Annotated in this window: 23 protein-coding genes and 4 pseudogenes; 13 read left to right on the top strand and 14 right to left on the bottom strand. The window is 64.1% G+C overall.

Annotation, left to right across the window (positions count from 1 at the left end; all coding sequences use genetic code 11):
- The first annotated feature begins 300 nt into the window (after window positions 1–300).
- From ABD705_RS15175 to ABD705_RS15155, 5 genes are all read left to right on the top strand, one after another.
- Complete coding sequence (locus ABD705_RS15175) at window positions 301–2,082, top strand: ATP-binding protein (protein ID WP_344785081.1); 1,782 nt, start codon at window positions 301–303, stop codon at window positions 2,080–2,082.
- 269 nt (window positions 2,083–2,351) lie between these two features.
- On the top strand, window positions 2,352–2,651 hold the full coding sequence (locus ABD705_RS15170; RefSeq protein ID WP_344785079.1) for a hypothetical protein: 300 nt from the start codon (window positions 2,352–2,354) through the stop codon (window positions 2,649–2,651).
- A gap of 385 nt (window positions 2,652–3,036) precedes the next feature.
- Window positions 3,037–3,915: an ABC transporter substrate-binding protein gene (locus ABD705_RS15165; RefSeq protein ID WP_344785076.1), complete on the top strand. Its 879-nt coding sequence runs from the start codon at window positions 3,037–3,039 to the stop codon at window positions 3,913–3,915.
- Window positions 3,899–4,870, top strand: coding sequence for an amino acid ABC transporter permease (locus ABD705_RS15160; protein ID WP_344785074.1), 972 nt, complete (start codon window positions 3,899–3,901; stop codon window positions 4,868–4,870). The genes ABD705_RS15165 and ABD705_RS15160 overlap by 17 nt, the downstream gene beginning before the upstream one ends.
- Entirely contained in the window at window positions 4,870–5,634 is a 765-nt protein-coding gene (locus ABD705_RS15155) for an amino acid ABC transporter ATP-binding protein (protein ID WP_344785072.1), read from the top strand. The genes ABD705_RS15160 and ABD705_RS15155 overlap by 1 nt, the downstream gene beginning before the upstream one ends.
- Before the next feature lie 315 nt (window positions 5,635–5,949).
- Here the strand turns inward: ABD705_RS15155 and ABD705_RS15150 are convergent.
- Window positions 5,950–6,642, bottom strand: a pseudogene (locus ABD705_RS15150) (IS256 family transposase); the annotation flags it as partial.
- Between the two features lie 269 nt (window positions 6,643–6,911).
- Here ABD705_RS15150 and ABD705_RS15145 point away from each other — a divergent pair.
- Window positions 6,912–7,574: a hypothetical protein gene (locus ABD705_RS15145; protein WP_344785070.1), complete on the top strand. Its 663-nt coding sequence runs from the start codon at window positions 6,912–6,914 to the stop codon at window positions 7,572–7,574.
- 288 nt (window positions 7,575–7,862) lie between these two features.
- Here ABD705_RS15145 and ABD705_RS15140 read toward each other — a convergent pair whose 3' ends face one another.
- The 3 genes from ABD705_RS15140 to ABD705_RS15130 form a co-directional block, all read right to left on the bottom strand.
- Window positions 7,863–8,153: a type II toxin-antitoxin system RelE/ParE family toxin gene (locus ABD705_RS15140; RefSeq protein WP_344785068.1), complete on the bottom strand. Its 291-nt coding sequence runs from the start codon at window positions 8,151–8,153 to the stop codon at window positions 7,863–7,865.
- Window positions 8,150–8,383 (bottom strand): type II toxin-antitoxin system ParD family antitoxin, encoded by a 234-nt coding sequence (locus ABD705_RS15135; protein WP_344785066.1) that lies wholly within the window; start codon window positions 8,381–8,383, stop codon window positions 8,150–8,152. The genes ABD705_RS15140 and ABD705_RS15135 overlap by 4 nt, the downstream gene beginning before the upstream one ends.
- Before the next feature lie 309 nt (window positions 8,384–8,692).
- A complete protein-coding gene (locus ABD705_RS15130) occupies window positions 8,693–8,836 on the bottom strand; it encodes a hypothetical protein (RefSeq protein WP_344785150.1) in 144 nt (47 codons plus the stop codon).
- A 16-nt stretch (window positions 8,837–8,852) separates the two neighbouring features.
- On the opposite strand from ABD705_RS15130, the gene ABD705_RS15125 reads away from it, so the two are divergent.
- A complete protein-coding gene (locus ABD705_RS15125; RefSeq protein ID WP_344785144.1) occupies window positions 8,853–9,128 on the top strand; it encodes a type I restriction-modification system subunit M N-terminal domain-containing protein in 276 nt (91 codons plus the stop codon).
- Window positions 9,073–9,234, top strand: coding sequence for a hypothetical protein (locus ABD705_RS15120; RefSeq protein ID WP_344785148.1), 162 nt, complete (start codon window positions 9,073–9,075; stop codon window positions 9,232–9,234). The genes ABD705_RS15125 and ABD705_RS15120 overlap by 56 nt, the downstream gene beginning before the upstream one ends.
- A 786-nt stretch (window positions 9,235–10,020) precedes the next feature.
- On the opposite strand, the pseudogene ABD705_RS15115 reads toward ABD705_RS15120, so the two are convergent.
- Window positions 10,021–10,413: pseudogene (locus ABD705_RS15115) on the bottom strand (transposase); the annotation flags it as partial.
- Window positions 10,414–11,089: 676 nt separating this feature from the next.
- The gene (locus ABD705_RS15110) at window positions 11,090–12,592 is read right to left on the bottom strand and encodes an APC family permease (protein ID WP_344785064.1); all 1,503 of its coding nucleotides are present in this window, start codon (window positions 12,590–12,592) and stop codon (window positions 11,090–11,092) included.
- Here ABD705_RS15110 and ABD705_RS15105 point away from each other — a divergent pair.
- The 4 genes and pseudogenes from ABD705_RS15105 to ABD705_RS15090 form a co-directional block, all read left to right on the top strand.
- Complete coding sequence (locus tag ABD705_RS15105; RefSeq protein ID WP_344785062.1) at window positions 12,567–13,676, top strand: LysR family transcriptional regulator; 1,110 nt, start codon at window positions 12,567–12,569, stop codon at window positions 13,674–13,676. The genes ABD705_RS15110 and ABD705_RS15105 overlap by 26 nt on opposite strands.
- A 195-nt stretch (window positions 13,677–13,871) precedes the next feature.
- Window positions 13,872–15,218, top strand: a complete 1,347-nt coding sequence (locus ABD705_RS15100; RefSeq protein ID WP_344785060.1) for an aspartate aminotransferase family protein — start codon at window positions 13,872–13,874, stop codon at window positions 15,216–15,218.
- A gap of 32 nt (window positions 15,219–15,250) precedes the next feature.
- Window positions 15,251–16,717, top strand: coding sequence for an aldehyde dehydrogenase family protein (locus tag ABD705_RS15095; RefSeq protein ID WP_344785058.1), 1,467 nt, complete (start codon window positions 15,251–15,253; stop codon window positions 16,715–16,717).
- 100 nt (window positions 16,718–16,817) lie between these two features.
- Window positions 16,818–17,009: pseudogene (locus tag ABD705_RS15090) on the top strand (IS256 family transposase); the annotation flags it as partial.
- 171 nt (window positions 17,010–17,180) lie between these two features.
- On the opposite strand, the pseudogene ABD705_RS15085 reads toward ABD705_RS15090, so the two are convergent.
- From ABD705_RS15085 to ABD705_RS15060, 6 genes and pseudogenes are all read right to left on the bottom strand, one after another.
- Window positions 17,181–17,699, bottom strand: a pseudogene (locus ABD705_RS15085) (transposase); the annotation flags it as partial.
- Window positions 17,700–17,775: 76 nt separating this feature from the next.
- Window positions 17,776–18,483, bottom strand: coding sequence for a GntR family transcriptional regulator (locus ABD705_RS15080; RefSeq protein WP_344785056.1), 708 nt, complete (start codon window positions 18,481–18,483; stop codon window positions 17,776–17,778).
- Between the two features lie 55 nt (window positions 18,484–18,538).
- Window positions 18,539–20,023 carry an aldehyde dehydrogenase gene (locus ABD705_RS15075; protein WP_344785054.1) on the bottom strand — a complete coding sequence of 495 codons (1,485 nt, stop codon included), beginning with the start codon at window positions 20,021–20,023 and terminating at the stop codon, window positions 18,539–18,541.
- Window positions 20,016–20,759 carry an alpha/beta fold hydrolase gene (locus ABD705_RS15070; protein WP_344785051.1) on the bottom strand — a complete coding sequence of 248 codons (744 nt, stop codon included), beginning with the start codon at window positions 20,757–20,759 and terminating at the stop codon, window positions 20,016–20,018. The genes ABD705_RS15075 and ABD705_RS15070 overlap by 8 nt, the downstream gene beginning before the upstream one ends.
- A 2-nt stretch (window positions 20,760–20,761) precedes the next feature.
- Entirely contained in the window at window positions 20,762–21,319 is a 558-nt protein-coding gene (locus ABD705_RS15065; RefSeq protein ID WP_344785049.1) for an amino acid synthesis family protein, read from the bottom strand.
- Complete coding sequence (locus tag ABD705_RS15060) at window positions 21,316–21,831, bottom strand: amino acid synthesis family protein (protein WP_344785047.1); 516 nt, start codon at window positions 21,829–21,831, stop codon at window positions 21,316–21,318. The genes ABD705_RS15065 and ABD705_RS15060 overlap by 4 nt, the downstream gene beginning before the upstream one ends.
- Between ABD705_RS15060 and ABD705_RS15055 the strand changes: the two genes are divergently transcribed.
- Window positions 21,811–22,023, top strand: coding sequence for a hypothetical protein (locus ABD705_RS15055; RefSeq protein ID WP_344785045.1), 213 nt, complete (start codon window positions 21,811–21,813; stop codon window positions 22,021–22,023). The two genes, ABD705_RS15060 and ABD705_RS15055, sit on opposite strands and share 21 nt — an antisense overlap.
- Window positions 22,024–22,420: 397 nt before the next feature.
- Here the strand turns inward: ABD705_RS15055 and ABD705_RS15050 are convergent, their stop codons facing one another.
- Both ABD705_RS15050 and ABD705_RS15045 read right to left on the bottom strand, forming a co-directional pair.
- The gene (locus ABD705_RS15050) at window positions 22,421–23,446 is read right to left on the bottom strand and encodes an integrase core domain-containing protein (protein ID WP_425562095.1); all 1,026 of its coding nucleotides are present in this window, start codon (window positions 23,444–23,446) and stop codon (window positions 22,421–22,423) included.
- Between the two features lie 18 nt (window positions 23,447–23,464).
- Window positions 23,465–23,887, bottom strand: coding sequence for a hypothetical protein (locus ABD705_RS15045; RefSeq protein ID WP_344785146.1), 423 nt, complete (start codon window positions 23,885–23,887; stop codon window positions 23,465–23,467).
- Between the last annotated feature and the right edge of the window lie 358 nt (window positions 23,888–24,245).

Genomic DNA, 24,245 nt, shown 5'->3' with positions numbered 1-24,245 from the left:
GCACACGAACAACGCACGAGGGCCGCGTCCCGCATCAGGCCGAAGAAGGGGGTTGTCAGCCGGCCGGAACGTCCGCGACAGGTTCTGGTCTAGCAGGTTCGCATCTTGGGTGACCGCCGGCCTGAAAGACCTCGACTGGCGTGGTCTGGCGATCCGCTGCTGAGTCTCGATAGTTTTGCGATAGTTTTGCGGAACCCTTCACTGTGTAGGGTTACGCAAAACATCCGATAAACTCTGCTCAAGCCTGTTAGCTTGACGACCTGGTCGCATCGTGGCTGGTGACCGGGGAAGGAGTCCTCGATGGATGCAGTGGATGATGCGCTCGCACGCATAGCAGACGGCTCCTACTCGGCGGGTTTGAGCGAGTCGCTTGTCCTGGAGTTCAAGACCGACGGACGGTCTGTGAAGGATGATCTGGCGAACATCGCTGAAGCGGTCGCGTGTCTCGCAAACGCAGCGGGGGGCACCGTCGTCGTCGGGGTGGACGACAAGAGAACGGGTGCCGAGGCATTCGTGGGGACCAAGCTTGATCCGGAGAAGACGCGGTTGCGCATCTACGAGATCACACAGCCGCCTCTCCTTGTAGAGACGGAGGTGAGGGCCGCGCTACATGGTGGGGTGCTCGTGCTGACCGTTCCGAACAGCACGCAGGTGCACAGCGCGAATGGCAAGATTCCCACGGAACGCGTTGCGGATCGGTGCCTGCCGATGACCACGGAGCGGATCGCGGCCGTCACCGCGCAGAAGACGGGCCGGGACTGGAGCATCCATTCGAGTGGGGTTCCCGTCTCCGAGGTCGATGCGGTTGCGATGCAGGTTGCTCGCGAGATGTTGGTCCGGTCGAACGATCCCAGTAAGCGGCGTGTCGCTGAGGCCAGCGACATTGATCTCCTGCGGGCGGTAGGAGTGGTCCTTGAAGACCAGACGCTCACCAATGCCGGCGCCCTGCTGTTCACGCGCGCGTATGAACGAACCGTGCTGATCTCGTACACCCACAGGCGGACGCCCGCGGGCCAGTTGACCGCCAATGAGCAGCTCACCGGCCCGCTGGTTGTCGCTCTTCAGCGAGTCTTCGATCTGATCGACGCGCGGCTTGAGACCACCCCGGTCTCGATCGGCAAAGGTCAACAGCTCCACATCGCCGATCTTCCGGAGCCCGCTGTCCGGGAGGCGGTCGTCAACGGGCTCATGCACCGCGAGTACTTCAGCATGGAGCGCACCGCCGTCGAACACACCGTGACACAGCTGCGAGTGTCGTCCCCCGGAGGATTCGTCCCGGGCGTGAACGTGGACAACGTGCTGACCACGTCATCCCGTACACGAAACACAAATCTCGCTGGGGCCATGCGGATGCTGGGCCTGGCGGAGACTGCAGGATCGGGTGTCGACCGCATGTATGCGGAGATGGCTCGGGTCGGTCACGAACCACCGAGGTACGCGGCCGACTCCACCAGGGTGGAGGTCACGCTGCTGGGCGGGGCGCCGAACACCACACTGGCGAGATACGTTGCCACGTTGCCACCGGAGGAAGCCGCGGATGCCGACACCATGGTGATCCTTCTCACCCTCCTGACCCGAAAGACAGTCGCGGCCGAAGACCTGACTCCGCTTCTTCAGAAGCCCGCGATCGATGAGGCCCAGTCCGTGCTCGCGCGCCTGAGTGGAGACGAGATTCGCCTGCTTGAGCCAACCCGCGAGACCGCTCGGCGTGCGTATCCGAAGTACCGTCTTCGGGAAGACGCCCTTGCGGCTCTTGGTCCCGCTGTCGCATACCGTCGGCGCACCACCGACCAGCTCGACCGCAAGATCATCGAACTCGTGCATGAGACCGGAACGATCAATGCACGGATGGTGCGGATTCTCCTCGACCTTGACACCATCAGTGCCTCGCGCGTGCTGGCCGATCTCGTCGAGCGCAAGATTCTCGTGAAGACCTCAGAAGCGACACGAGGGCCAAGCGTCACGTACGGACGCGGGACCGGCTTCCCTTCCAAGACCCGTAATCGTCGCAGCGCCGACAAACCCGTTCCTGAGAATTCACGTAACCAGGACCAGCTTCCTCTCGATGACCTGGACAATTAGCTTCCTCGTGACACCCGAAAACGCTCGCCCCGCACGGGAGGATCTCTTGGCATCCAGAAGCGGCAAGGAACCTCGGACGTTCAGTGGTCCGTGGCGGCGATGGCCAGTGACGAGCGCTGGAAAAGGATCAGGATGCGGGCACGCTGGCGCGGCGGCCGTGAGGCCACTTGTCACTGGCGAAGCCGCGCACCCTGCTGACGTCACGGCCGCCTGCCATAGTGAGATTGTTGCGCGTCGCGGAGGCAACATGATTCGAACGGGGCAGGGTGATGGTCGATTCATCGGTGGTCAAGTGGGAGTCACCCACCGGGAAGACGAGGTGGCAGCCGCGTCTCCCCGATGGTCGCGCTCTATACCTGAGGGTCACCCCCTTCGGCGACCTGCGCGCGTGGATCTCGCCCGATGAACCCGCACTGCGCGGAGAGTTCAGCCCCCATCGGCCTGCTCTGTTCCGGAGCAAAAGCCGCGCGCTGCACGAGGCGGATAGCGGTGCGCGCAACGAGGCGCGGCAGGCAGCGCGCGATCAGTTGAAGGCGCAGAACACCTTCCAGCGAGCCGAACCCTCCTGAGGGCCGGCGTCGTCGCTGACGTCGGCGTTACTTACGCACCCACTCGCCCACAGGCGCCGCTCGTGGTGAACACTACGGCGCTGCCGCCGACGACGGCGCTGACGCGCGGGGCGGCCATGATGCTGCTTGCCCCAATCTCGTGACCTTGGTCGACGCTGCGGTAGCTTTATGCGAATTTTCATCGGTGTGCTGTCCGAGCGTGGCGGCACTGAAGGAACACATGTCGGGGGAACAAATCAATTCAGACGCTTGGCGACGAACCCGCTCGCATCGAATGCAACCAGGCTGGCAGCCGATCTGAACCTGCGTGAAATCAACCAAGTCGTGCTCAACGCGGTTGAGCACGTGGTTCCGCGGAATAGTTCCCCGCCTGGCGGCCACAGCGGTGATCGCGCTGTCAGCCGCCATGGTCATCACCGGCTGCAGCACGCCGTCCGCATCACCGACGTCGTCCGACGGCGGCGCATCGTCGGCGAACGTCGACGCCTCGATCCGGGCGATGCTGCCCGACGCCGTCAAGAAGGCCGGCTACCTGACCGTCGCGTCGGATGTGCCCTACCCGCCGTTCGAGTTCTACGACACCGACGGAAAGACGATTCTCGGCTCCGACCCCGACATCGCCAAGGCACTCGGAGAGTTGATGGGAATCCAGTTCCGACTGCAGCCCGTGGCCCAGGTGAACATCATTCCCGGTCTGTCCAGCGGCAAATACGATCTCGGCCTGTCGGGCATGGCTGACCGCAAGGAGCGTGAAGCCGCGGTCACCTTCGTCGACTACATGCGCAACGCGGGTACGTTCCTGGTGACCGCCGACGCCAAGCATCACCCGATGACGCTGCCGGACATCTGCGGTCTAAACGTCGCCGTGCAGTCGGCGACCACGATGGCCGACGACGCGACCGGTCAGGCGACGAAGTGCACCGCCGACGGCAAGCAGGCGCCGAAGGTCATGGAGTTTCAGAGTCAGGACGACGCCGTCCTCGCCCTGCGCAGCAACCGCGCCGATGTCGCGATGGTCACCGCCGGGTCGGGGGCCTTCATCATGACCCAGGCCAAGGGCCAGTTCGACATGACGGCCACCTACTCCGCCGGAAGCATCCTGGGGATCCCCGTGCGCAAGGACAACATGCAACTCGCCAAGGCTCTGGAAGCGGGCGTCCAGAAGCTGATCGACAACGGCACCTACAAGAAGATCCTGACCAAGTGGGGTCTGGACAAGCTCAACTCGATCGAGAAGTCGGGAATCAATGGCGCAATCAGCTGAGCCTGGCACGGCCGTCGGCGCGGGTGCTGCGCCGACGGCCAAGCCGGTCAAACCCGTCCGGCACCCCATCCGGTGGACCGCAAGCGTTATCCTCATCATCCTCGCGATCCTCGCGCTGCAATCCGTGCTCACGAATCCACGGTTCCAGTGGGATGTTTTCGCGCAGTACTTCTTCTCGCCCCAGATCCTGGATGGCCTCTTGATGACCATCCAGCTCACGATCATTTCGATGGCTGTGGGGATAGCGCTCGGCATGATCCTCGCGGTCATGCAGCTGTCGCAGACGCCCATCGTCACCGCGGCGAGCAAGCTGTACGTCTGGTTCTTCCGCGGGACCCCGGTACTGGTGCAGATCGTCTTCTGGTTCAATCTGGCGGCGTTGTACCCCACCTTCAAGATCGGCATCCCGTTCCTCCCGCCCATCGCGACACTCGACGCCAACACGCTCATCACGCCGATGACCGCAGGGTTGCTGGCACTGTCGCTGAACGAGGGCGCATACATGGCCGAGATCGTGCGCGCGGGTCTGCTGTCCGTGGACGAAGGGCAGATGGAGGCTGCCCACTCGCTCGGAATGTCCAGTGGCCGGGCCATCCGCCGAATCGTCCTCCCCCAGGCCATGCGCGTGATCATTCCCCCGACGGGCAACGAGATGATCGGGATGCTGAAGACCACATCGCTGGTCAGTGTCATCGCGGTCACCGAGCTGCTCTACGCGGCGGAGAACATCGCTTCGCGCACGTTCCAGACGATTCCGCTGTTGATCACCGCGAGCATCTGGTACATCGTCGTGACGACGCTGTTGTCGATCGGCCAGTACTTCCTGGAGAAGAAGTTCGCCCGCGGGACGTCCCGGTCGACATCGCAGGGGCTGTTCGCCTGGCTTCGGACCGGTCTGTGGAGGGCGCACGTCCCGGCGCAGGATCAGGGCCCGACGGTGAAGGGAAACCACTGATGACGACGGCAATGGTCCAAGCGGTGGACATCCACAAGCGATTCGACCGCGTCGAAGTGCTCAAGGGGATGTCGCTCACGGTTCCGGCGGGCAACGTGACCTGCATCATCGGCCCTTCCGGGTCCGGCAAGTCGACCTTTCTGCGCTGCATCAATCATCTGGAGAAGATCGACGCGGGCGAGCTGTACGTCGACGGCCAGATGGTCGGCTACGAGGATGAAGGAACCTATCTGCGCGAGCTGCGCGAGCGCGACATCCAGAGGCGGCGATCGAAGATCGGAATGGTGTTCCAGCGTTTCAACCTCTTTCCGCACATGACCGTGCTGCAGAACCTGATCGAAGCGCCGGTCGGTGTGCTCAAGGAGTCCAAATCCGTCGCCACCGAACGCGCGCTGGGACTGCTGGACCGGGTGGGGCTGAGTGCGAAGGTGAACGCCTATCCCAGGACGCTCTCGGGTGGGCAGCAGCAGCGCGTCGCGATCGCCCGAGCGCTGGCGATGCAACCCAAGCTGATGCTATTCGACGAGCCGACCAGCGCACTGGACCCCGAGCTGGTTGGCGAGGTGCTGGAGGTTATGAAGAACCTCGCTCGCGAGGGCATGACGATGGTCGTGGTCACGCACGAGATCGGGTTCGCGCGAGAAGTCGGTGACGACCTCGTCTTCGTCGACGACGGGCGGATCCTGGAGACCGGAAATCCTCGCGAGATGCTGGCCAACCCGACCCATCCGCGCACGCAGGAGTTCCTCTCGCGGATTCTGTAGCGCCGGCGACAGCCGTCGCCGTGTGCGATGCGGGACGGCTTCGACCACGTCGCTGTCGCTGCCGGGTCGCATCAGCCGCACAGGGAATCAGACCACCGATTTTCTGCGGCGTCGGGTCCACAACCCCCGGTGAACACGTTGTGCGTGAGGTCGATGCCGCGAACGTCGTGGGAAACGGCAGAGCCCGGCCTCCCCTGAGGTCTGCGCATCGGGCTGGGCGCAATCCTGGACAAGCCGAATGGATTCGCTGTGGCGAGCATGTCCGGTCAAGTCCCGTGGTGTGGTGTCACTCCGGTTGCTGCTGATGGGTAGGAGTCAGGCGGTGAGGTAGAGCTCGGGGTGGGCGGGTTCGGTGTGTTCGTGCAGGATGTGGACGAGCTTGCGCATCGAGATGTCAGAGAAGTAGCGGCGTTCGCCGTAGGACCATTCCTCGTGCTGCTCTTGCAGGACGGCGCCGATGAGGCGGGTGACGGAGTCGCGGTCGGGGAAGACCTGCAGGACGTCGGCGCGGCGTTTGATCTCGCGGTTGAGGCGCTCGATCGGGTTGTTCGACCAGACTTTCTGCCAGTGTTCCCGCGGCAGCGGTGCAAACGCGGTGAGGTCGGGCCCGGCGGCCTCGAGCATGGCGGCGATCTCCGGGAATGAGCCGCGGAGGCTGTCAGTGACGGCCTGGTATTGGGCGAGCACGGCCTCCGTCGTGGTCTGCGCGAAGATCGTCGAGATCAGCGCGTTGACCGGCTTGGAGCGTGCGGAGCCGATCTTCTGGGTGACGTTGCGGGCGAAGTGGACCCGGCATCTTTGCCACCCGGATCCGGGCAGGATCGCCTTGACGGCGGCTTTCAGGCCGGCGTGCGCGTCATTGGTGACCAGCACGACGCCGAGCGGGTCAGCGTCGGTCGCGACCTTCAGCCCTCGCTCACGCAGGCCGCGGAGGAACTCGGTCCAGAAGTCCGTGGTCTCGGCGTCGCCGAGCGCCATCCCGAGGATCTCCCGCGTGCTGCATGATGTCGACGACCCGCACCTGCCGTAGCTCGTTGGCGGTGATCTCACCGCCGGCCAGTGACCAGGTCGCGGCCTCGCGGACGATGAACCGGCCGGCTTCGGAGTCGTACTCTCGACTCTCAGGGTGTTGCCGAGTCCGGTCTGCTCGTCTTCGGCGGTGACATGGAACTGCGGCACGATACGCAGCACGGCGCCGATGGGTGTTGTGGCGTCGTGCCAAGTCACGGGGCCTCCGGGGGAGGCACGTCGATCTTCACCTCCTCAGTCTTCCCTCCGTGTCACAGTTCCGCTATCGCTGCGCGGAGCGGCGGCTCCGAGCCGCAGCCGAGCGGGCGGCAGCCGAGGTGACGCAGGCGAAGTCGCGCCAACGGTCACGGGCGTGGGCGGCAGCGCACCCCGAGGATGTGGCCGAGCGCGGCCGCAGGTGGGAACGGCAGCACCGGGAGCGCCGGCGGGAGATCTCCCGTGAGTACTACGTCCGCAACAAGGAAGTGATCGCCGCCCGCGCGAAAGAGCGCCGGCGGCTGGAACCGGAAGGCCAGGCCAAGTGGACTCGCGCGTACCGCGACGCGCATCGAGAAGAGATCGCACACAAGCAGCACGAGAAGCGCAAGGACCCCGACGTCAAGCGCTGGCATGCGGAATACGACCGCGAGTGGGACCGGCGGGAAGGTACCTGCGCGACGTACCGCTCAGAGTCCACGCCGATGCCGTCATCTCCCACGGTGCGTATGACCCAACTCGGCTCGACGTTTGAGCTGCTGCTGCCGACGATCGGCGTCTCGGGCATTGTCAGCGGCAGCCCGGGCGTCGGCGTTGGCAGTGCGCGCCCGCTCTCGAACTCCCTGCCGCTCCAGCTCGACCTGGTTGGCCGTTCGTTCCTTCGCTGCGATGAGGGCCAGCCGGCGTTCAGTGTACGCAGCCTCCTTCAGCGCTGACGCTCCCGCCAGGTGATCTTCCAAGCTGGGCGCGGCGGTGTCCACTGGCGCTTCGCCGGATGCGCGCAGGCTGTTGTAGATGCTGCGCGCCCGGCCGGCGACCGCCTCCCGCTCAGCTGCGTGGCTGACCGCGTCTTCGATGAGAGCGCGGACCGCATATGGCACCCACCCCGCATGGGGGTGCGTCGACCACTCCATGGCAGCTCGGTAGGCAGTGGTCTCAAGCCGTGTAGAAAGTCGTACGTCCCCCACCGGATCAGCATGAACCATGGCACGGAGGTCCGCCGGTCAGAGGTGCCGGGTCGGGTCCATGCGCTGGTGCAGGATGCGGATCACGTCTACGCCGTGGGCGCTCTCGACGTAGAAGATCAGGTGGCTGCCGATGCCATACCGGCGGTAGCCCTCGCGTATCTCGTCGCACGTGCGCCCGCGCTCGGGATCAGCCGCGACCCGCTCGATCGCGGATCGGATCTCGGTCACGTAGCTCTCGGCCTGACGAGCGTCCCAGCGTTGCGCTGTGAAGTCCCAGATCGAGGAGAGGTCCCGGACCGCCGCGGGAGTGAGACGGAACGAGCTCACGACTTCTTCGCGGTGATGAAGGCGTCGAAGTCGAAGTCTTCCGGTGCACCGCTGGCCTCGCCGTCGACGAGGGCCGCGCGAAGAGCCGTCATCTGCGTCTCCTGGTCCTCCAGCAGCCGCAGACCTGTCCGCACGACCTCGCTGGCAGAGCGGTAGCGCCCTGCCCTGACCTCGCGGGCGAGGAAGTCGACGAAGTGGTCATCGAGGCTGATCGACGTGTTTTGAGCCATACCTCGAATGTACCAGGAATTGGTAATCCGGTCTCATTCGATGTGGCGGCACCCGCAGGCAGGGTCCCCATCTCGTCGCCTCCGAGCTGGCGTGTTAGCGGTACGAGAATCGGTGGGACTTGTTGTTCACCAACGAGGGTGACCCCGAGGTGTTACTGCCGGAAGGCTACCGTGAGCTGGGCCGCGAGCGAGCGGGAGGGGTTGCCGCGGGTCACCGCTGGCGCGGCGGGAAACTGCCGGCCTGGTGAGATCGGAGCGCGTGCGGCTGAAGGTACGCGGGCTCGAGCGGATCTTGGCCCGGCACTCGCGTCAACGTGGCGCAAGAGCTGTGCCATCGGGTCGCGTGATGTCGAGGCTCATTCCGATGCGTTTCGCGGCCGTCTTCAGCTGGGTTGTCCGGTGGGGCTTCTCGCGCGCGAGCTCGTCGGACTGTAGCGCCAGGATCAGCGCCACAGCAGCCACGCTGAAGGTGGCTTCTCGAGTGTCACTCGCGGCTCGCGGGTTGAGCAATAACCATGCCACGTTCATCTGGTCGATCGCGGATCTGCCGCATGGCAGCTTCAAGGCCCACCAGTATGGCGACATCATTCTGCGGTTCACGGTGCTGCGCCGCCTGGATGCGGTGCTCGCGCCGACCAAGCAGGCGGTGTTCGCAGTGGGTCGAGCAGGCCGTAACCGACGGCACCCCAGTGCGCCCGTCGCTGCTGCGCCACAAGGCCGACCACGCCTACTCGTTCAGGAATGAGGCGAGGTTCGACCTGAAGACGGCGCTGGGCGACTCGGAAAACCTGGCCGCGAACCTGCCCGACTACGTGACCAGATTCTCGGAGAACGTGAAGGACATCCTTTGACAAGTGCGAGATCGATCTCGGTCGCCCGGTGCAGCCGGGCGTTCTCTCGCCGCAACTGCATCACCTCGTCATCCGGCCGCTCCCGGCTGTGCCAAACTAGCCAAATGGAGGAAGATCCTCACGTCGCGCATGTCGCGGAGGTCATTCGGACAATGATCCGACATGAAGACCATCTCACAAATCAAAGGATGGGTTGGCTAATCGCGTCGCAAGGATTACTGTTCGCTTCCTTAGCGTTTGCCTGGGACAAAGACCGCGCACTCGTCTCCTTCGTGTTAGCACCCCTCGGAATCTTATTGTGCATGATGTTCCGGTTCATCCTGGTCCTTGGGCCGACCGCTGTGGGTCACCTCATCGAGCGGTGGGACAATTATGCCGTGGACGCCGCCGGTGGTGAGCCTGACGTATGTGGAACTCGTTGGACAGATCTTCCCCACTGGGCGAAGACGAGAGTTGGCGACTGGATGTGGCCATGGAACTCGGTCCCGATTGTCTTTGGGGTCGCGTGGATCGCAGCAGGCGTCATTAGGTGGGTTACGGGATAGCGTTCCAAGCTCGCAGCGGGCGTCAGCGTCGGCGGTGTAGAAGATGGCGACTCGCCCCGCCCATTTCTGACGCGGTCCGTTCCTACGCGTTACTCGCAAGTCGGTGTTCCCGCGCGCATCATTTCGCCACCTTTGACTGCGCGAAGGGAGGTCGTTGTCAGGTCCTTTCCGGATAAGCCGTCAGGTGACGTCCCGTTGTGTGGTGGAGTTTCTCGACACCGTGCGGGATCAGCTGTGTTGATTATGCCGCGTTGAGTTCCGGGATCGCCACCTTCTCCTCGTTCGCGGTGAGGAGTTTCATGGAGTGCTCGGAGAAGTAGCGGCGGTCGGCGCCGTCCCATTCGTCGTGTTGTTCGATGAGGACGTGACCTACCAGGCGCAGGAGAGCGGCGGGGTTGGGGAACGTGCCGACGACGTCGGTGCGGCGTTTGATCTCCTTGTCGACCCGTTCCAGCGGGTTCGTGGACCAGATCTGTCGCCAGTGCTGCTGCGGGAATCCGCAGAACGCGAAGATGTCGTCTTTCGCGTCCTCGAGCATGTCCGCGATCTTCGGATGCGAGCGGGTCAGCATCCGCACGACCTCGTGGAACTGGGCGAAGACATGCTCGGTGTCGGGTTGGTCGAAGAGAGCCTGTCAAGTGTTTTGTGTAAGGCGGCGTCGCTCGGTTTCTAGAGGCAGGGCTGGATTCGGTCGGGGTAGGCCAGGGATCGTGACCGATCGGGCGATCATCGCCCGCGAAGCCGCACTGCTTGTCGGCGGGCCGTGGCACGCACCCCTATCATGACGTTCTCGTCGCCTTTAACCTGTTCGTCGAAGTTGAGTACGGTTGTTTGTCACGTCAACGCTCGTTCGGGCCGGACGGTTCCGTGCGCACGTCGTGGGAACAATTCATTGGAGACGTACGACGGCCGAGCGCACTCAACCACACCGAACTGGATTGTGTGCTGATCTGAACCCGCGTGAAATCAACCAAGCCGAGCTCAACCCGGTCGAACAGGGCGTTGTGCAGAATAGTTCAAATCCCACCGTCACCGCCAAAACCCCAGGTCAGTGTATCTTTTCTAGAAACGCTGACCTGCGTTTTTGACGGATGGTCAATTTCCCACCGTCACCCCTGACAATGCTCGGTCATCTGGCGACGCATACCCAGATACGCGATACCCCTTGACGCTCGGAACGTACGTGACCCGTCGATGCTCTAGGGACATGGGTGCTGGCTGGCATCATCGGGTACGTCGGAAGCCATGGGCTCGATGCGTGCTGAGATCGCTCGGACTATCGGTTGGGCCACCCCATCCTCGCTGCTCTATCAGTCGGATCCGGATTCTTCGAGTGCGGCGTCTTCTAGGGTGATGATGCCCGTCGAGAGGTCCACTTCCTTGCCGCCGCGTGACCGTACGGCGCCGATCAGGAGACCGACGGCTGCCGCGGCGAGCATGAGGACGGGAAGCAGGGTCGCGGGGCCTTCGGTCACCCCGGTGAGCAGTGGGAAGTTGACCACCGCCAGGACGAGTGCGGCTATGAGGCCCAAGCCGCCCAGGGCGGGTGCGATGAAACTCGCCCACCTGCTCGCGCGCTTGTTCGGATGCCGGGCGAAGAACCCGACGACGGATGCCGCGCCCGCGGCCTGCAGAAGCAGGACGCCCAGCGTGCCGACGCCGACCAGCCACAGGTAGATCGTCTGGAACGGATCCGCTTGTGCGAGGACGAACACGCCCAGAACCACCGCGGTCACGATCGTCAAGACGATGCTGGCGGTACTCGGACTCTGGAATCTGCGATGCGTGTGCCCCAAAGACCGGGGGAGGAACCCGGCGCGGCCCAGGGAGAACAGGTAGCGGGCGAGCGTGTTGTGGAAGGCGAGCAGCACCGCGACCAGGCTGGTCACCACGAGGATGTGCATGATCGTGGTCGACCACTCGCCGACGTACTTTGTGTTGGCGGCGAACACGAAGTTGACGGGGTCGCTGGTCGCGGCATGCTGCACGTTCCCCGACCCATACGCGAGTCCGAGCGCCCACATCGTTGCGGTGTAGATGACGCCGATGATGAGGATGGAGCCGTAGGTGGCGCGGGGGATCGTCCGTCGCGGACGCTTGGCTTCCTCCCCATAGATCACGGTGGCTTCGAACCCGACGAAGCAGGAGAACGCGAACAGGAGCCCCGCGCCCATCTGTGGGGTGAAGACGTTCGCCGGGGTGAAGGCCTCCAGGTTGACGCCCGACTGGCCGCCGGACGCGAAGACCGCGATGTCAAACACCACGAGGATCAGTACCTCGAGGATCATGAAGACTCCCAGCACCGAGGCCGACAGCTGGACGTCGAGGTAGCCGAACGCGCCCACCAGCACGACGCCGGCGAACGCGACGACCTGCCAAGGCACATCCCATCCCAGAACGCTGGAGAACAGGTCCGCCGTGAAGACGGCAAGCTGACCGAACAGACCGATGAGCATCCCGGCATAGGAGATTACGGCCACGCCGGCGAAGATGTATCCGGCGTACCGCCCCAGGCCCTTGGCGGCGAACGCGGCGAACCCACCGGCACTGGTGACGTGCCGACTCATCGCGGCGAACCCGATCGCGAACAGCAGCAAGACGATCGCTGCGATGACATACATCGCCGGCCCGCCGGCGCCCGCGAAGGTGAATACGACGGGACCCGCGCCGAGGACGGCCGCGAGGGGTGCGGCCGTGGCGACGACGAAGAAGATGATCGCCGGTACGCCGAGTGAACCTTTCTTCAGCGTCGTCCCATGCTGCTCGTCCGCGACGCGGGGCTCACGGGTGGATTCGACGGGGGTATGGGACATCTTTGCGCTCCTCATTTTGTCGGCTGCGGCGGTGCGGCACAGACATCGCGCGTTCGGGTGCGCGTCGTATCATCGTCAAATACGGCGTTTCGCTGGTCAACGATGGATTCGCAATCGCGCGATTGCTTGGGCAGATCGCCAGCCTGGAGGCGAGATGGAACTGCGACAACTGCGGTATTTCGTCCGGGTCGCCGAGACGTTGCACTTCGGGCGTGCGGCCGCGAAGGAGTTCGTCTCGCAGTCCGTGATCAGTACCCAGATCCAGTCGTTGGAGACGGAGCTGGGTTTCCGGTTGTTCGAGCGTTCCAGTCACCACGTCTCGCTCACACCGGCTGGTGCGGTGTTCCTGAAGGAGGTCGAGCAGACCCTCGCCGCCCTCGGGTCGGCCGTGTCCGGTGCCCGGGACGTTGCCCGCGGCACACTGCGGCGCTTGCGCGTGGGCACGTTCGCCGAGGGTGCCGGCCCGTTGACGCACCTGATCTTCTCCGCGTTCCGCGACGCTGCGGTCGATGTCGAGCTCCAGTATGTGGAGCTGTCGATGGTCAATCAGCTGGATGCCGTGCGCAACGGCGACGTGGATGTCGCTCTCCTTCGGTTGCCCGTCACCGACGCGTCATTGCACGTCGAGCCGCTGTATGCGGAGCCGCGGGTGGCTGTCGTACCGGCCGACGATGAGCTTGCGTCGGCGGCCAGTCTCAGTGTGGAGGACTTGATCGACAGGCCCTTCGCCGTGGCCGCCGAAGGCGCGCCGGTGGACTGGCGCTCCTATTGGTCGTTCGATGACGAGCGCGGTGGCCTGAGCCGCGTCGGCGGCGAAGTGAGATCCGTGCCCGAGAGTCTCGCTGCCGTCGCGTATGGCCATGCTGTCGACACCTACCCGGCCACCGCCGCGGCAATGTTTCCGCATCCCGGCGTGCGTTTCATCCCGTTGACGGATGCCGAGTTGTCCAGTCTTGCCATTGTCTCGGTGGCATCGGCGGACGGTGATGATGCGGCTTCCCGCTTCCGCGAGGTTGCCTCTGGCATCGTCGACCAGTATCTGCATCTCATCCCCGGGGCGGTTCGCCTGGGCCCCGCCGGGTAGTGGATAGTCGGGATCCCTCGGCTTGCCGAGGGATCCCGGGCCGTGGGCCTAATCTGCTGACGCGATCGCACGATCGCGGATCGGCCGTTGCCAGGGGATGTCGCATCGACCCACGATGAATGCGGGTGCACGGTCGCGCCTCGAGCGGACCGCAGATGAGCCCTCCATGTCGTTGCCGGTACGGAAAGAGAACCCATGTCGAAATTGAGCCTCGAAAAGAGCGTGAAGGACTTCTCGACGAAGTTCGCCGTCTCCGCCGAGATGACCCGTCACGGCAAGAGACTGATTCCCGGCGGCTACAGCCGGAATTCGTTCAACTTCGGCCCGCACGCGGTGTTCGTCAGCAACGGGGATGGCTCGCACATCGTCACGGTCGACGGTCATCGTCTGCTTGACCTGAACAACAATTTCACGGTAAACGTGCTCGGTCACAATCACCCGGCGATCACGTCGGCGCTGATCGACGCGATTCCGAGTGGGATCTCCTTCGGCAACCCGAGTCCCATGGAGCTGCAGCTCGCGCAGATCCTGGTGGACCGCATCCCGTCTGTCGAGAAGGTGCAGTTCTCGTGCTCGGCCACCGAGTCGTGCATGAGCGCTATCCGGATCGCGCGCGCCTTCACCGGTCGCACGAAGATCGCCAAGTTCGAGGGCGGTTACCACGGCTTCAGCGACCCGCTGCACATCTCCTCCCACACCGGCCCCGACGACGAGGGCGGCACGGATGCCGATCCGCAGCCGATCCGCGACAGCGGCGGCATCCCGCAGGCCGACATAGACAATGCGGTCATCCTCACCCAGAACGACAGGGAAGGCACCGAGCGCATCCTGCGCGCGCACGCCGCAGAGATCGCCGGAGTGATCGTCGAGCTGCAAAGCGGCGCGGGCGGCCTGGTCGTCCTCGATCAAGGATTCGTCGAGATGCTCCGCGAGATCACATCCGAGCTCGGAATCATCCTGATCTTCGATGAGACGATCAGCCTGCGCGCCGGATTCCATGGGTTGCAGGGCGTCTACGGGGTCAGTCCCGATCTGACGGTGATGGGCAAGATCATCGGCGGCGGGATGCCCCTTGGTGCGGTGGGCGGCTCGAAGGACGTCATGAGCGTGCTCGAGAACGGCACCGTCACGATTTCCGGCACACACCACGGACACAAGCTCGCGCTGGTGGCTGGCATCGCGTGCTTGACCGCCATGGACGAGGACGCCTTCACGAGACTGAACACCCAGGCGCAGCGAATCCAGACCGAGCTCAACGAGTGGAGCACCGCCCGCAATAGTCCTTTCGCGATCTACGGGAAGGGATTTTCGCACCTCGCCTACGGGTATCTCAATCACCCCGGGCTGACGCTGCGCAATCACCGCGACTACTGGCGCGGCCTCGACGCGGAAACTACGCAAATCATCTCCCTCGAGCTTGCTATCCGCGGCTTCTTCCCCGTTCACCGCGGCGAGTTCTCCCTCTCGGTTCCGATGACCGAAGACGACATCACCGCGTACACCACCACCCTGAAAGAGATCGTCCTTGAGCTGGAAAACTGACCAGCCTCGAGACCAGAAAGGACACGTCGACGATGACCATGACCGAGAACCAGACTCCCCTGTGGGAGGGCAAGCTGTTCATCGACGGATGGACCGACGGCACAGGCGCTGAGATCGCCGTACGCGCCCCGGCCACCGGGCGCCTTATCGCCACCGTCGCGGGTGCCAGTCCCGCAGACGTCGACCGCGCCGTCACCATCGCCGTTGCCGCGCAACGGGAGTGGGGCGCACAGCCTTACCCGGCACGCGCCGCCATACTGCTGAAGGCGGCACAGCTGCTGCAGGACAATTCCGCGCGTCTGATCGATCCGCTCGTCGACGAGGCCGGCTCGACCCAGGGCAAGGCCGGTTTCGAGGCCATGCTCGTCACCACCGAGCTGCAGGAATCCGCCGCCCTGGCATCCCATCCCTACGGTGAGATACTGCGCTCGATGAAGCCGCGGCTGTCGCTCGCCCGCCGGGTACCCGTGGGCATCGTCGGGGTGATCTCGCCGTTCAACTTCCCCGGCATCCTCTCCATGCGGTCGGTCGCCCCGGCGCTCGCACTCGGCAACGCGGTCATCCTGAAGCCGGACCCCCGCACCGCGATCTCAGGTGGACTGGCCTTGGCCGCACTGTTCGAAGAAGCGGGCCTCCCGCAGGGCGTGCTGCATGTGCTCCCCGGCGGCGGTGATGTCGGCGAGGCCATCGTGCAGCATCCGCAGATCTCCACGATCTCGTTCACCGGATCGACCGCCGCAGGTCGCCGGGTCGCGGCATCCGCCGCGCCCCTGCTCAAGCGAGTGCACCTCGAACTCGGCGGCAACAATGCCCAGCTCGTGCTGCCCGACGCGGACGTCGCGAAGGCGGCGTCCGTCGCAGCGTGGGGGTCGTACCTGCACCAGGGCCAGATCTGCATGAGTACCGGACGCCACCTTGTGCACCGGTCGATCGCCGACGAGTACGTCCGTCTGCTGGCAGAGAAGGCGCGGGCGCTGCGTGTAGGCGATGGCCGGGACGGCGACAATGCGCTCGGCCCCATCATCGACGACAGCCAGCTCGCCCACATCGACGACGTCGTGCAGGCCGCAGTCGCGCAGGGCGCGACGCTCGTGGCCGGTGGCACTCATGACGGTCCGTTCTTTCAGCCGACGGTCCTCGCCGACGTCGGCGAGGAGAACCGCGCCTGGACCGAGGAGATCTTCGGACCGGTCGCACCAGTCCTCGTCTACGACGACATCGACGAGGCGATCGAGATCATTAACCGCAGCGAGTACGGTCTGTCGGTGTCGATCCTCACCGGCAACGCATACCGGGCATACGAGCTGGCCGACCGCATCGAGTCGGGCGCCATCCACATCAACGACGCGACCGTCGACGACGAAGCATCCATCCCCTTCGGCGGAATGAAGGCCTCGGGAGTTGGTGGACGCTTCGGCGGGCCGCACGCGAACCTGGATACGTTCACCGAGACGCAATGGGTCACCGTGCAGAGAGACATCGCCGACTACCCGTTCTAGGGCAGGCATGCGTTGCGAAGCCGGAGAGGCGGCGCGTCGCTCGGCCCGGGACTGTCGGGGAACGGTGGATCTGGGACTGGTCTGACCGAAAGGTAAGGCAATGACTGAGATGACCGAGATGATCGGTCCTGTGACGGGAGAGATCATCGATGAGCAGCAGATCGCCGGGCAGTTGCTCGCGCAGGCGGAGGAGCAGGGCGTCAGTCTCGTCGGGCCGGGAGGGATGCTCGCGGGGTTGACGAAGACCGTATTGGAGACCGCGCTCGAGGTCGAGATGGCCGAGCACCTCGGGTATGAGAAGCACACGGTCAGTGACAGCGAGGACTCTCGCAACGGCACCCGAACCACTCAGCCCCTGCCGAATCAACTCGAAATATCGGCGCTTGACCTCACCCGGGATCTTGTTCGGCGCATACCTCGGCATCGCAACTCTCCCTCATCAGGATTCGCAACGATGACTGGAAACGACCGGGTAGACCCGATCCAGCGGGCGGTTCTGCCACTCGGTCATCTCTTCGATCACCTTGTCGGTGATCTTCGAGATCGTGTCCTTGGACACCGAGGCGCCGTAGACGTCGTCGAAGTGCGCGGCGACCTCACCGGTGGTCAGGCCGCGGGCGGTCAGCGACAGGACGATCTCGTCGATCCCGTCAAGCCGGCGCTGCCGCTTGCGCACGATCTTCGGCTGAAACGATCCGTCCCGGTCCCTCGGCACCTCGATCTCCACAGCACCGACCTCGGTGAGCACCGTCTTGGACCTCGTCCCGTTCCGGGCGTTACCACTGTCGCTTACCTGGTGCTTCTCATAGCCGAGGTGCTCGGCCATCTCGACCTCGAGTGCGGTCTCCAACACGGTCTTCGTCAACCCCGCGAGCAACCCTCCCGGCCCGACGAGGCTGACGCCCTGTTCCTTCGCCTGCGCGAGCAACTGCTGCGCGACCTGCTGTTCATCGATGATCTCTCCCGTCACAGGATCGATCATCTCGGTCATCTGAGTCACTGCCTTACCTTTCGGTCAAGCCAGTCCCAGATCCACCGTTTTTCTGACAGTCCCCAGATCAGCGCGCGGGTGAGGGCTCCGTGGAAGGTTTCGGGCGCATCTCCGGGGCTCCCACGTTGTAGAGGATCTCGCGGGATGCATACACGACGTGGTCACGCATTGCTTGTTCGGCACGGTGGCCGTCCTTGTCGCGGATCAGTTCGAAGACCTTGTGGTGTTCTCGTGTTGACTGCTGTACGCGGCCGGGGTGACTCAAGGATCGGTTCACCAGCTGTGGGTATGCGAGTTGGTTCATGAGGATGCGATACTGACCGGCCAGCTTCGTGTTGTCTGAGCCGAGAATGAGGGTCTCATGGAATTCGCCGACTAGCCGCGCATAATCGTCTTGATTGCCCGCCTTCGCGGCGCGTTCAGAGGAGAGCACGTTCTCTTCGAGAGCATCCAATTCCGGAGTTCGTCCCCGGCCCGCCATCAGGCGCGCTGCCATACCCTCGAGCGCCTCTTTCACCTGGAACATCTCGACGATTTCACGGCGAGTTGTCACGCGGACGAAGGAACCGACCTTGGGCCGGATTTCCACTAGTCCCTCGGACTGCAACTGCTTCAAACACTCCCGCACTGGGGTGCGAGACACTCCAAATTCGGCCGACAGGCGCGCTTCTGACAGTGCCGCGCCGGGCTCGTATGCTCCGTTCATGATGAGCTGTCGCAGGTGATCGACGAGGAAGGTCTGGCCCTGCACTGCTCCCATTTGACGCTGGGTCATGGTCCTCACTTTTTCGATTTCTTCGTCGCGCTCGCGGGCATGCGAGCCGAGTTGCTCATCCCCGCATCATGAACGGGTCGGGGGCTTCGGACTCGTCGGTGTTCACCCAGACGCTCTTTACGCGGGTGTACTCGCGGATGGACTCGATGCCGTGCTCGAGACCGACGCCACTGTTCTTGAAGCCCTGCCGTGGGGACTGTGGAGACATTGCGCGGTAGGTGTTGATCCAGATCGTTCCGGCCTCCAGACGGCGCGCCATCCGGTGCGCACGTGCCAGGTCGCGAGTCCAGACGCCCGCGGCAAGGCCGTAGTCAGTGTCGTTGGCGAGGCGGACGACGTCGTCCTCGTCGTCGAAGGGCATCAACGCTGCCACCGGGCCGAAGATCTCCTCCTGGGCGACACGCATGTCGTTTTCAACATCCGTCAGCACGGTCGGCTGGACGAACCATCCGGGCATGCCGTTGTCGGGACGACCGCCGCCGGATGCTACCGTCGCGCCGTCGCGGATGGCGGAATCGACGTAGCCGTTGACTTTGTGGAACTGTGCCTCGAAGGCCAGCGGACCCAGTTCTGTGGCATCCAGCAACGGGTCACCGATCACGATCGAGCGTGCGCGCGCAGTGACCCGCTCCAACACCTCGTCATACACGGAGCGCTGCACGAAAACCCGACTGCCGGCGATGCATGTCTGGCCGGCTGCTGCGAAGACGCCTGCGACGACGCCCATGGTCGCGTTCTGGAGGTCGGCATCCTGGAAGATGATGTTGGGCGACTTTCCGCCTAGTTCGAGCGTCGATCGCACGAATCGTGATGCCACGCTAGCGCCGATCTTCGCACCGGTGCCGGTGCTGCCGGTGAACGAGATTTTCGCGATGTCGTGGTGATCGACCAACGCTTGGCCGGCCTCCGCTCCGAATCCGGTTACTACGTTGACGACGCCGTCTGGGATTCCTGCTTCGGTGGCGAGCTCCGCGAGTCGCACGATCGATGCCGACGTGTACTCGGAGGGCTTGATTACGATCGTGTTGCCGGCTGCCAGTGCCGGTGCAAGCTTGCTCGTGGTCAGCGTCAGTGGGGAGTTCCACGGTGTGATGGCTCCCACCACGCCGATGGGTTCGCGGACCGTGTAGTTGAGGATCCGGAAGTCCGATGCGGGGATGACGTCGCCCTGAATCTTGTCCGCCAGTCCGGCGTAGTAGTAGTAGTACTCGGGCAGTGTCGCGGCCTGGCCGCGCATCTCGCGCAGCAACTTGCCGTTGTCGCGGCTTTCGATATTTGCGAGTTCGTCGGCGTGCTCGCCGATCAGATCGCCGAAACGACGCAGGAGATGACCACGCGCCGTCTGGCTCAGGTGGGCCCATGCAGGGTTTTCGAACGCGCGGCGTGCGGCAGCGACCGCACGGTCGACATCGGCGGCCGTACCACGGGCCGCCCGGTAGAGCACTTCGAGGGTGGCAGGGTTGGTAGACTCAAAATATTCACCGTTGGCCGGCTCGACGTGCTGGCCGCCGATGAAGTGCTGGTACGTTGTCTCAGGCATGTTCATGCTCCTTGATTAAATCGATGATCAGATCTGCAAGCTGTCTTGGACGCTCCAGCGGGACCATGTGGTGGGCGCCGGCCACGATCACCGGTCGGCAGGACGGGATCGTGCGCGCGAGTCCGCGCGTCATCCGGGCAGTTGATCCGGGGTCGAGGCCTCCCGTGACAGCTAGGGCGGGGACCTGGATCGACGACAGTTGTGGAAACAGATCAGCATCTGCGGTCGCGAAGATCCGATAAGCCGCCAGGTATGAACCAAGGTGATTGGCCAAAAGTACTGCCTGGACGTCGCCGACTTGGTCATCGGGAATTCGACGGCGCCCGGCCGCGTCTTCAGGAAACCACCGGTCGATCGCGGCGCTGGCAGCGGATGGAAAATCACGGCTCGCCATGGCCAGACGTCGCAATACCGCTTCGCGTTCGGTCGGGGACCGGTCGAACACGGAGCTTACTGAGGTCAAGGTCGCGACCAGATCTGGCCGTGATATCGCCAGTCGCTGCGCGACGAGGGCGCCTAACGAGAAGCCCACAATGTGGGTTGCGGATTCCAGATGGCTCGCGACGTCGTCGACCAAGTCATCCAGCGTCGATCCTGCCGCAAGATGACGGTTGGTCCCGTGTCCGAGCAGGGTCGGCGTCACGACCGTGAGCCCGTGGTCGTGCAGTAGCGTGCCGACTGGAGCCCACATCGATGGGTCCAGGCCGACACCATGCAGCAGCGCGACTGTTCTCACGCCTACTTGCGACCTTCGGTTGACAGCGCGGCAAGCCGCTGTTGTGGCCGTCCGGATGTGGATGCGGCCAGCGCGATGAGGATCTCATCCGGATGCGGTGCGTCAGCAATACGGACCTCGATGGACTGGTGGTGCGAGCGGATCGTGGCATCCGTGATGTGCTTGAGTGGGATGTCGAACACGGTGCCGGCGGCGGCACGCTTCTCGACCGCCGGCAGCAGCGTGGTGGCATTAGCCGCTCGACGGAAGTGATCGCCGAACTTCAGCGTATGGATCAGCGCCGAGCCATGCTCGATCTCGCCGTCGAGCCCGACGATCGCGGCCTTTCCGTACGCCTGCGCTGCCGAACCGAGTGCGGCCATCACGCGCGGGGCGAGCAGCTCCCCCAGGTCGGAGGCGTTCTGCTCGATCCCGGGGCCGAGGTCGGAAACGAACCCTTGGCCTTTCCAGGGGTTCTCGATGACCGCCGCGACGACGGCAACACGGTGTTGCGGGTCGACGGCGCGGCCGCCCTCTGTGAGGGTGTTCTCGGTGATGGTGATGATTTTGCGGATATTCATGCGGTCACTCCTTGAAGAATCTCGATGTCTTGCGCGTGCACGACGGGGTCGGTGGTGCGGTCTCCGATGCGAGCGCGCGGTCGCGGACCCGTAGAAGCTGCCGCAACCACCACGATTTCATCGGGCCGGGGCCCGTCGGCAACCCGCGCCGTGATGGTCTGGTAATAGTCGCGTGTCGCGGCGACGGTCTTATGCCAGACCGGAACGACGAGAGAGGCCCCGGCTTCTGCGCGAGTGTCGGCAAAGCAGATGATCGACTCGCCGTCCAGGAACTCGCGGAACAAGTTGCCGAAGAATGGGGTGTGGATGAGCGCGGCTGCGTGTTCGATCTCGCCCCCTGTTCCGACGATCGCACCCTTGCCGAACGCGCGAATCGCTGTGACGCCTCCAAGCACGTCGATGAGCGCGTCCGTGAGAGTCCGCGCGAGCGCAGGTGCCACGCGCTGGACCTCGTGTTCGAGACCGTGCACTTCCCGACGATGCTGTTCTTCGTGCTGTTCATCATCGGGCATGTCACGCTGGTGCTGACCACCGGGGCGCTGCACAACCTGAACAGCATGTTCGCCGCGAAGGGCGGTGACACCTGGGTCGGCTTCTGGTTCTTCGTCGGGGCGATGGTCATCGTCGCGATCGGCTGGGTGGCAGCGCGTCCGCTGGTGCTCGCCCCCATCGCACGCCTGTTCGGCCGCGTCAGCGAACGCTGAGACGAGGCGATGCTGGAACTAGATTAAGCTGCGGCCACGATCGACGTCGGGCAAACTATTCGCCGTCGAACCCGCTGTCATCTGTGGATGCTAACCCCGTAGTGCTACCGCGCAGCGCATTGATGCCGGTCGCCGAGGTCTGTCGCAATTTCGTGCGAATGCGCGTGGTCCCCGGACGAAGGAAGAACGCCCTGTCCACTTGAGCATGGCGTGGGAACAAATCAACTCAGACCTGCTACGGCGAATCTGCTCAAATCGCATCAAATCGGATTGGCCGCTGATCTGAACCTGTGTGAAATCGGTCGAGCCGAGGTCAATGGTGCTGAGCACGTGGGCCTGTGATGTCTCAGGACATGGGTGACAGTTCTGTGTCAGGACATCGGTGACGCTTCCTGTGTCAGGACATCGGTGACGTTTCCTTCTTCTTCGGGCCGTGGGGTCGGCCGTTGCCGACGTACTTGATGCCGGGTGGTGGCCAGCGGTGCTCGGCGATGAGGGTGCCGTGGTCGTCGAAGATCAGGAGTCCCGCAGCCTCGTAGATGACGGACACGTCCTTGCCGCGCATGGGGTAGCTGATGTTGAAGGTGACGCCTCTGGCCTTGATCGATCCGTTCGGGTGGACCGTCGCGACCCGGATCCCGTCGTGGACGCGACCGTTCGGCGATGGTGCTGGCGGTGGCGGATCATTCCGTGTCCGTGGCGGCAGCGGCTTCGGTCTCGGCGGGTCGGCTTTCGGGGTCGCGTCCCACGCGGCCTGTGGGGTGATCCGGCCGGGCAGCGCCTGGTGCGGGCGTTGGGTGTTGTAGATGTGGTCGAACGCGTCGATCTGAGCCTGCAGCTCGCGGAGGTTCGCAGCGATGGGCTGCTTGTCCAGATAGCGGAACAGGGTCTGGTGGAATCGCTCGTTCTTGCCTTGGGTGGTCGGCTTGTAGGGCTTCCCGGTGATCGGCTCGACCCCGAGCTGGGTGACGTACGCGACAAGTTGCCCGACGATGCCGCGCCGTGACGGGTTCAGCGCGGCCCCGTTGTCGGAGAGCAGTCGTTGCGGGACGCCGAGCGCCTCGATCGCCTTGCGGACGACGCGGATCGCGTCGCGGGAGGTCTCGCCGATGGCGGCGTGGGAGGCGACGACCGCGTACCGGGAGTGGTCGTCGATGAGCTGGAAGATCACGCACTTACGGCCACCGGCGAGGACGTACTCGGTCGCGTCCAGCTGCCAGCACGCGTTCGGCGCCGGATACACGAACCGCCGGTACGCGGCGCGCGGCTTCTTCCGTGGTTCCGTCCGGGCGACGCCGGCCTGGCGGAAGATCCGCGCCAATGCCGCGATCGACGGCACCGGAGTCATCCCGAGCGTGCGCCTCTTGTCGTGCACGCTGATCAGCCCGTGATCCAGGCCGGACGACTCCAACGCCGCCCGCACCCCGACGGCCTTCTTCTTCTAGTGAGCCGTGTTAGTCCTGAAGTCGGCAATGAAATCCTCCGGCATCGATGCAATCAGATCGTCAATGTCCGACTGGTTGAGGAATGGAGCAGGCGTGACACCAACCCAATCGTGTACAGCTCGCGACCAGGCGCTCACGGACTGGTGGACGACCGTTCCGACCACCCTGGCGAGCGTGTCGGGTGTCTCCCATGCGGTGGATACGGGAATCATCTCGCCGTGGGCGATGCCGGAGAGTACTGAGTACATCCCGCCGCTCGACGGGATCTGCTCGCGGATGCGCTGCGTGTACTGGAAGTTCGTCTTGGCGTACGCGTTCCCCACGGCAACTTGCGCGACCTCCAGCTTCGGCTTGCACTTCGCCTTGTCGTATCCTCGTGTGACCACGACACCGGTGCCGTCGAGATGCTCGATGAGCATCTCGCGCGCCCTGCCAGTCTGATCCGGGAGCGCTGATGTACTTTTCTCAATCGATCGAAAGAGTGCCGCGTAGCCGCGCGCCGTACGCTTATCCACCTGGAGTCCGGGCTGAGTATCCATGAAGCTGTAGCGCTGATCTCGGCAATCGACCGTGCAATGACAATTGCAGGCAGCGCGTGAAAGGTCTCATTCGTCATCAGGAGCTCAAGACCGAGCAGATGGGTGGCGAGTGCGTTGGAGGCTGACTCAGCCTGTCTGATCGGTGACGTCCCGCTGAGTGGTGGAGTTTCTCGACACCGTGCGGATCAGCTGTTGTTGATTATGCCGCGTTGAGTTCTGGGATCGCCACCTCCTCGTC

Origin of the sequence: Microbacterium kribbense (assembly GCF_039537285.1) — a bacterium.
GTDB classification, from domain to species: Bacteria; Actinomycetota; Actinomycetes; order Actinomycetales; family Microbacteriaceae; genus Microbacterium; species Microbacterium kribbense.
Note: the sequence above shows the minus strand (reverse complement) of the source record. Positions and strands in the feature narration are given on the sequence as shown.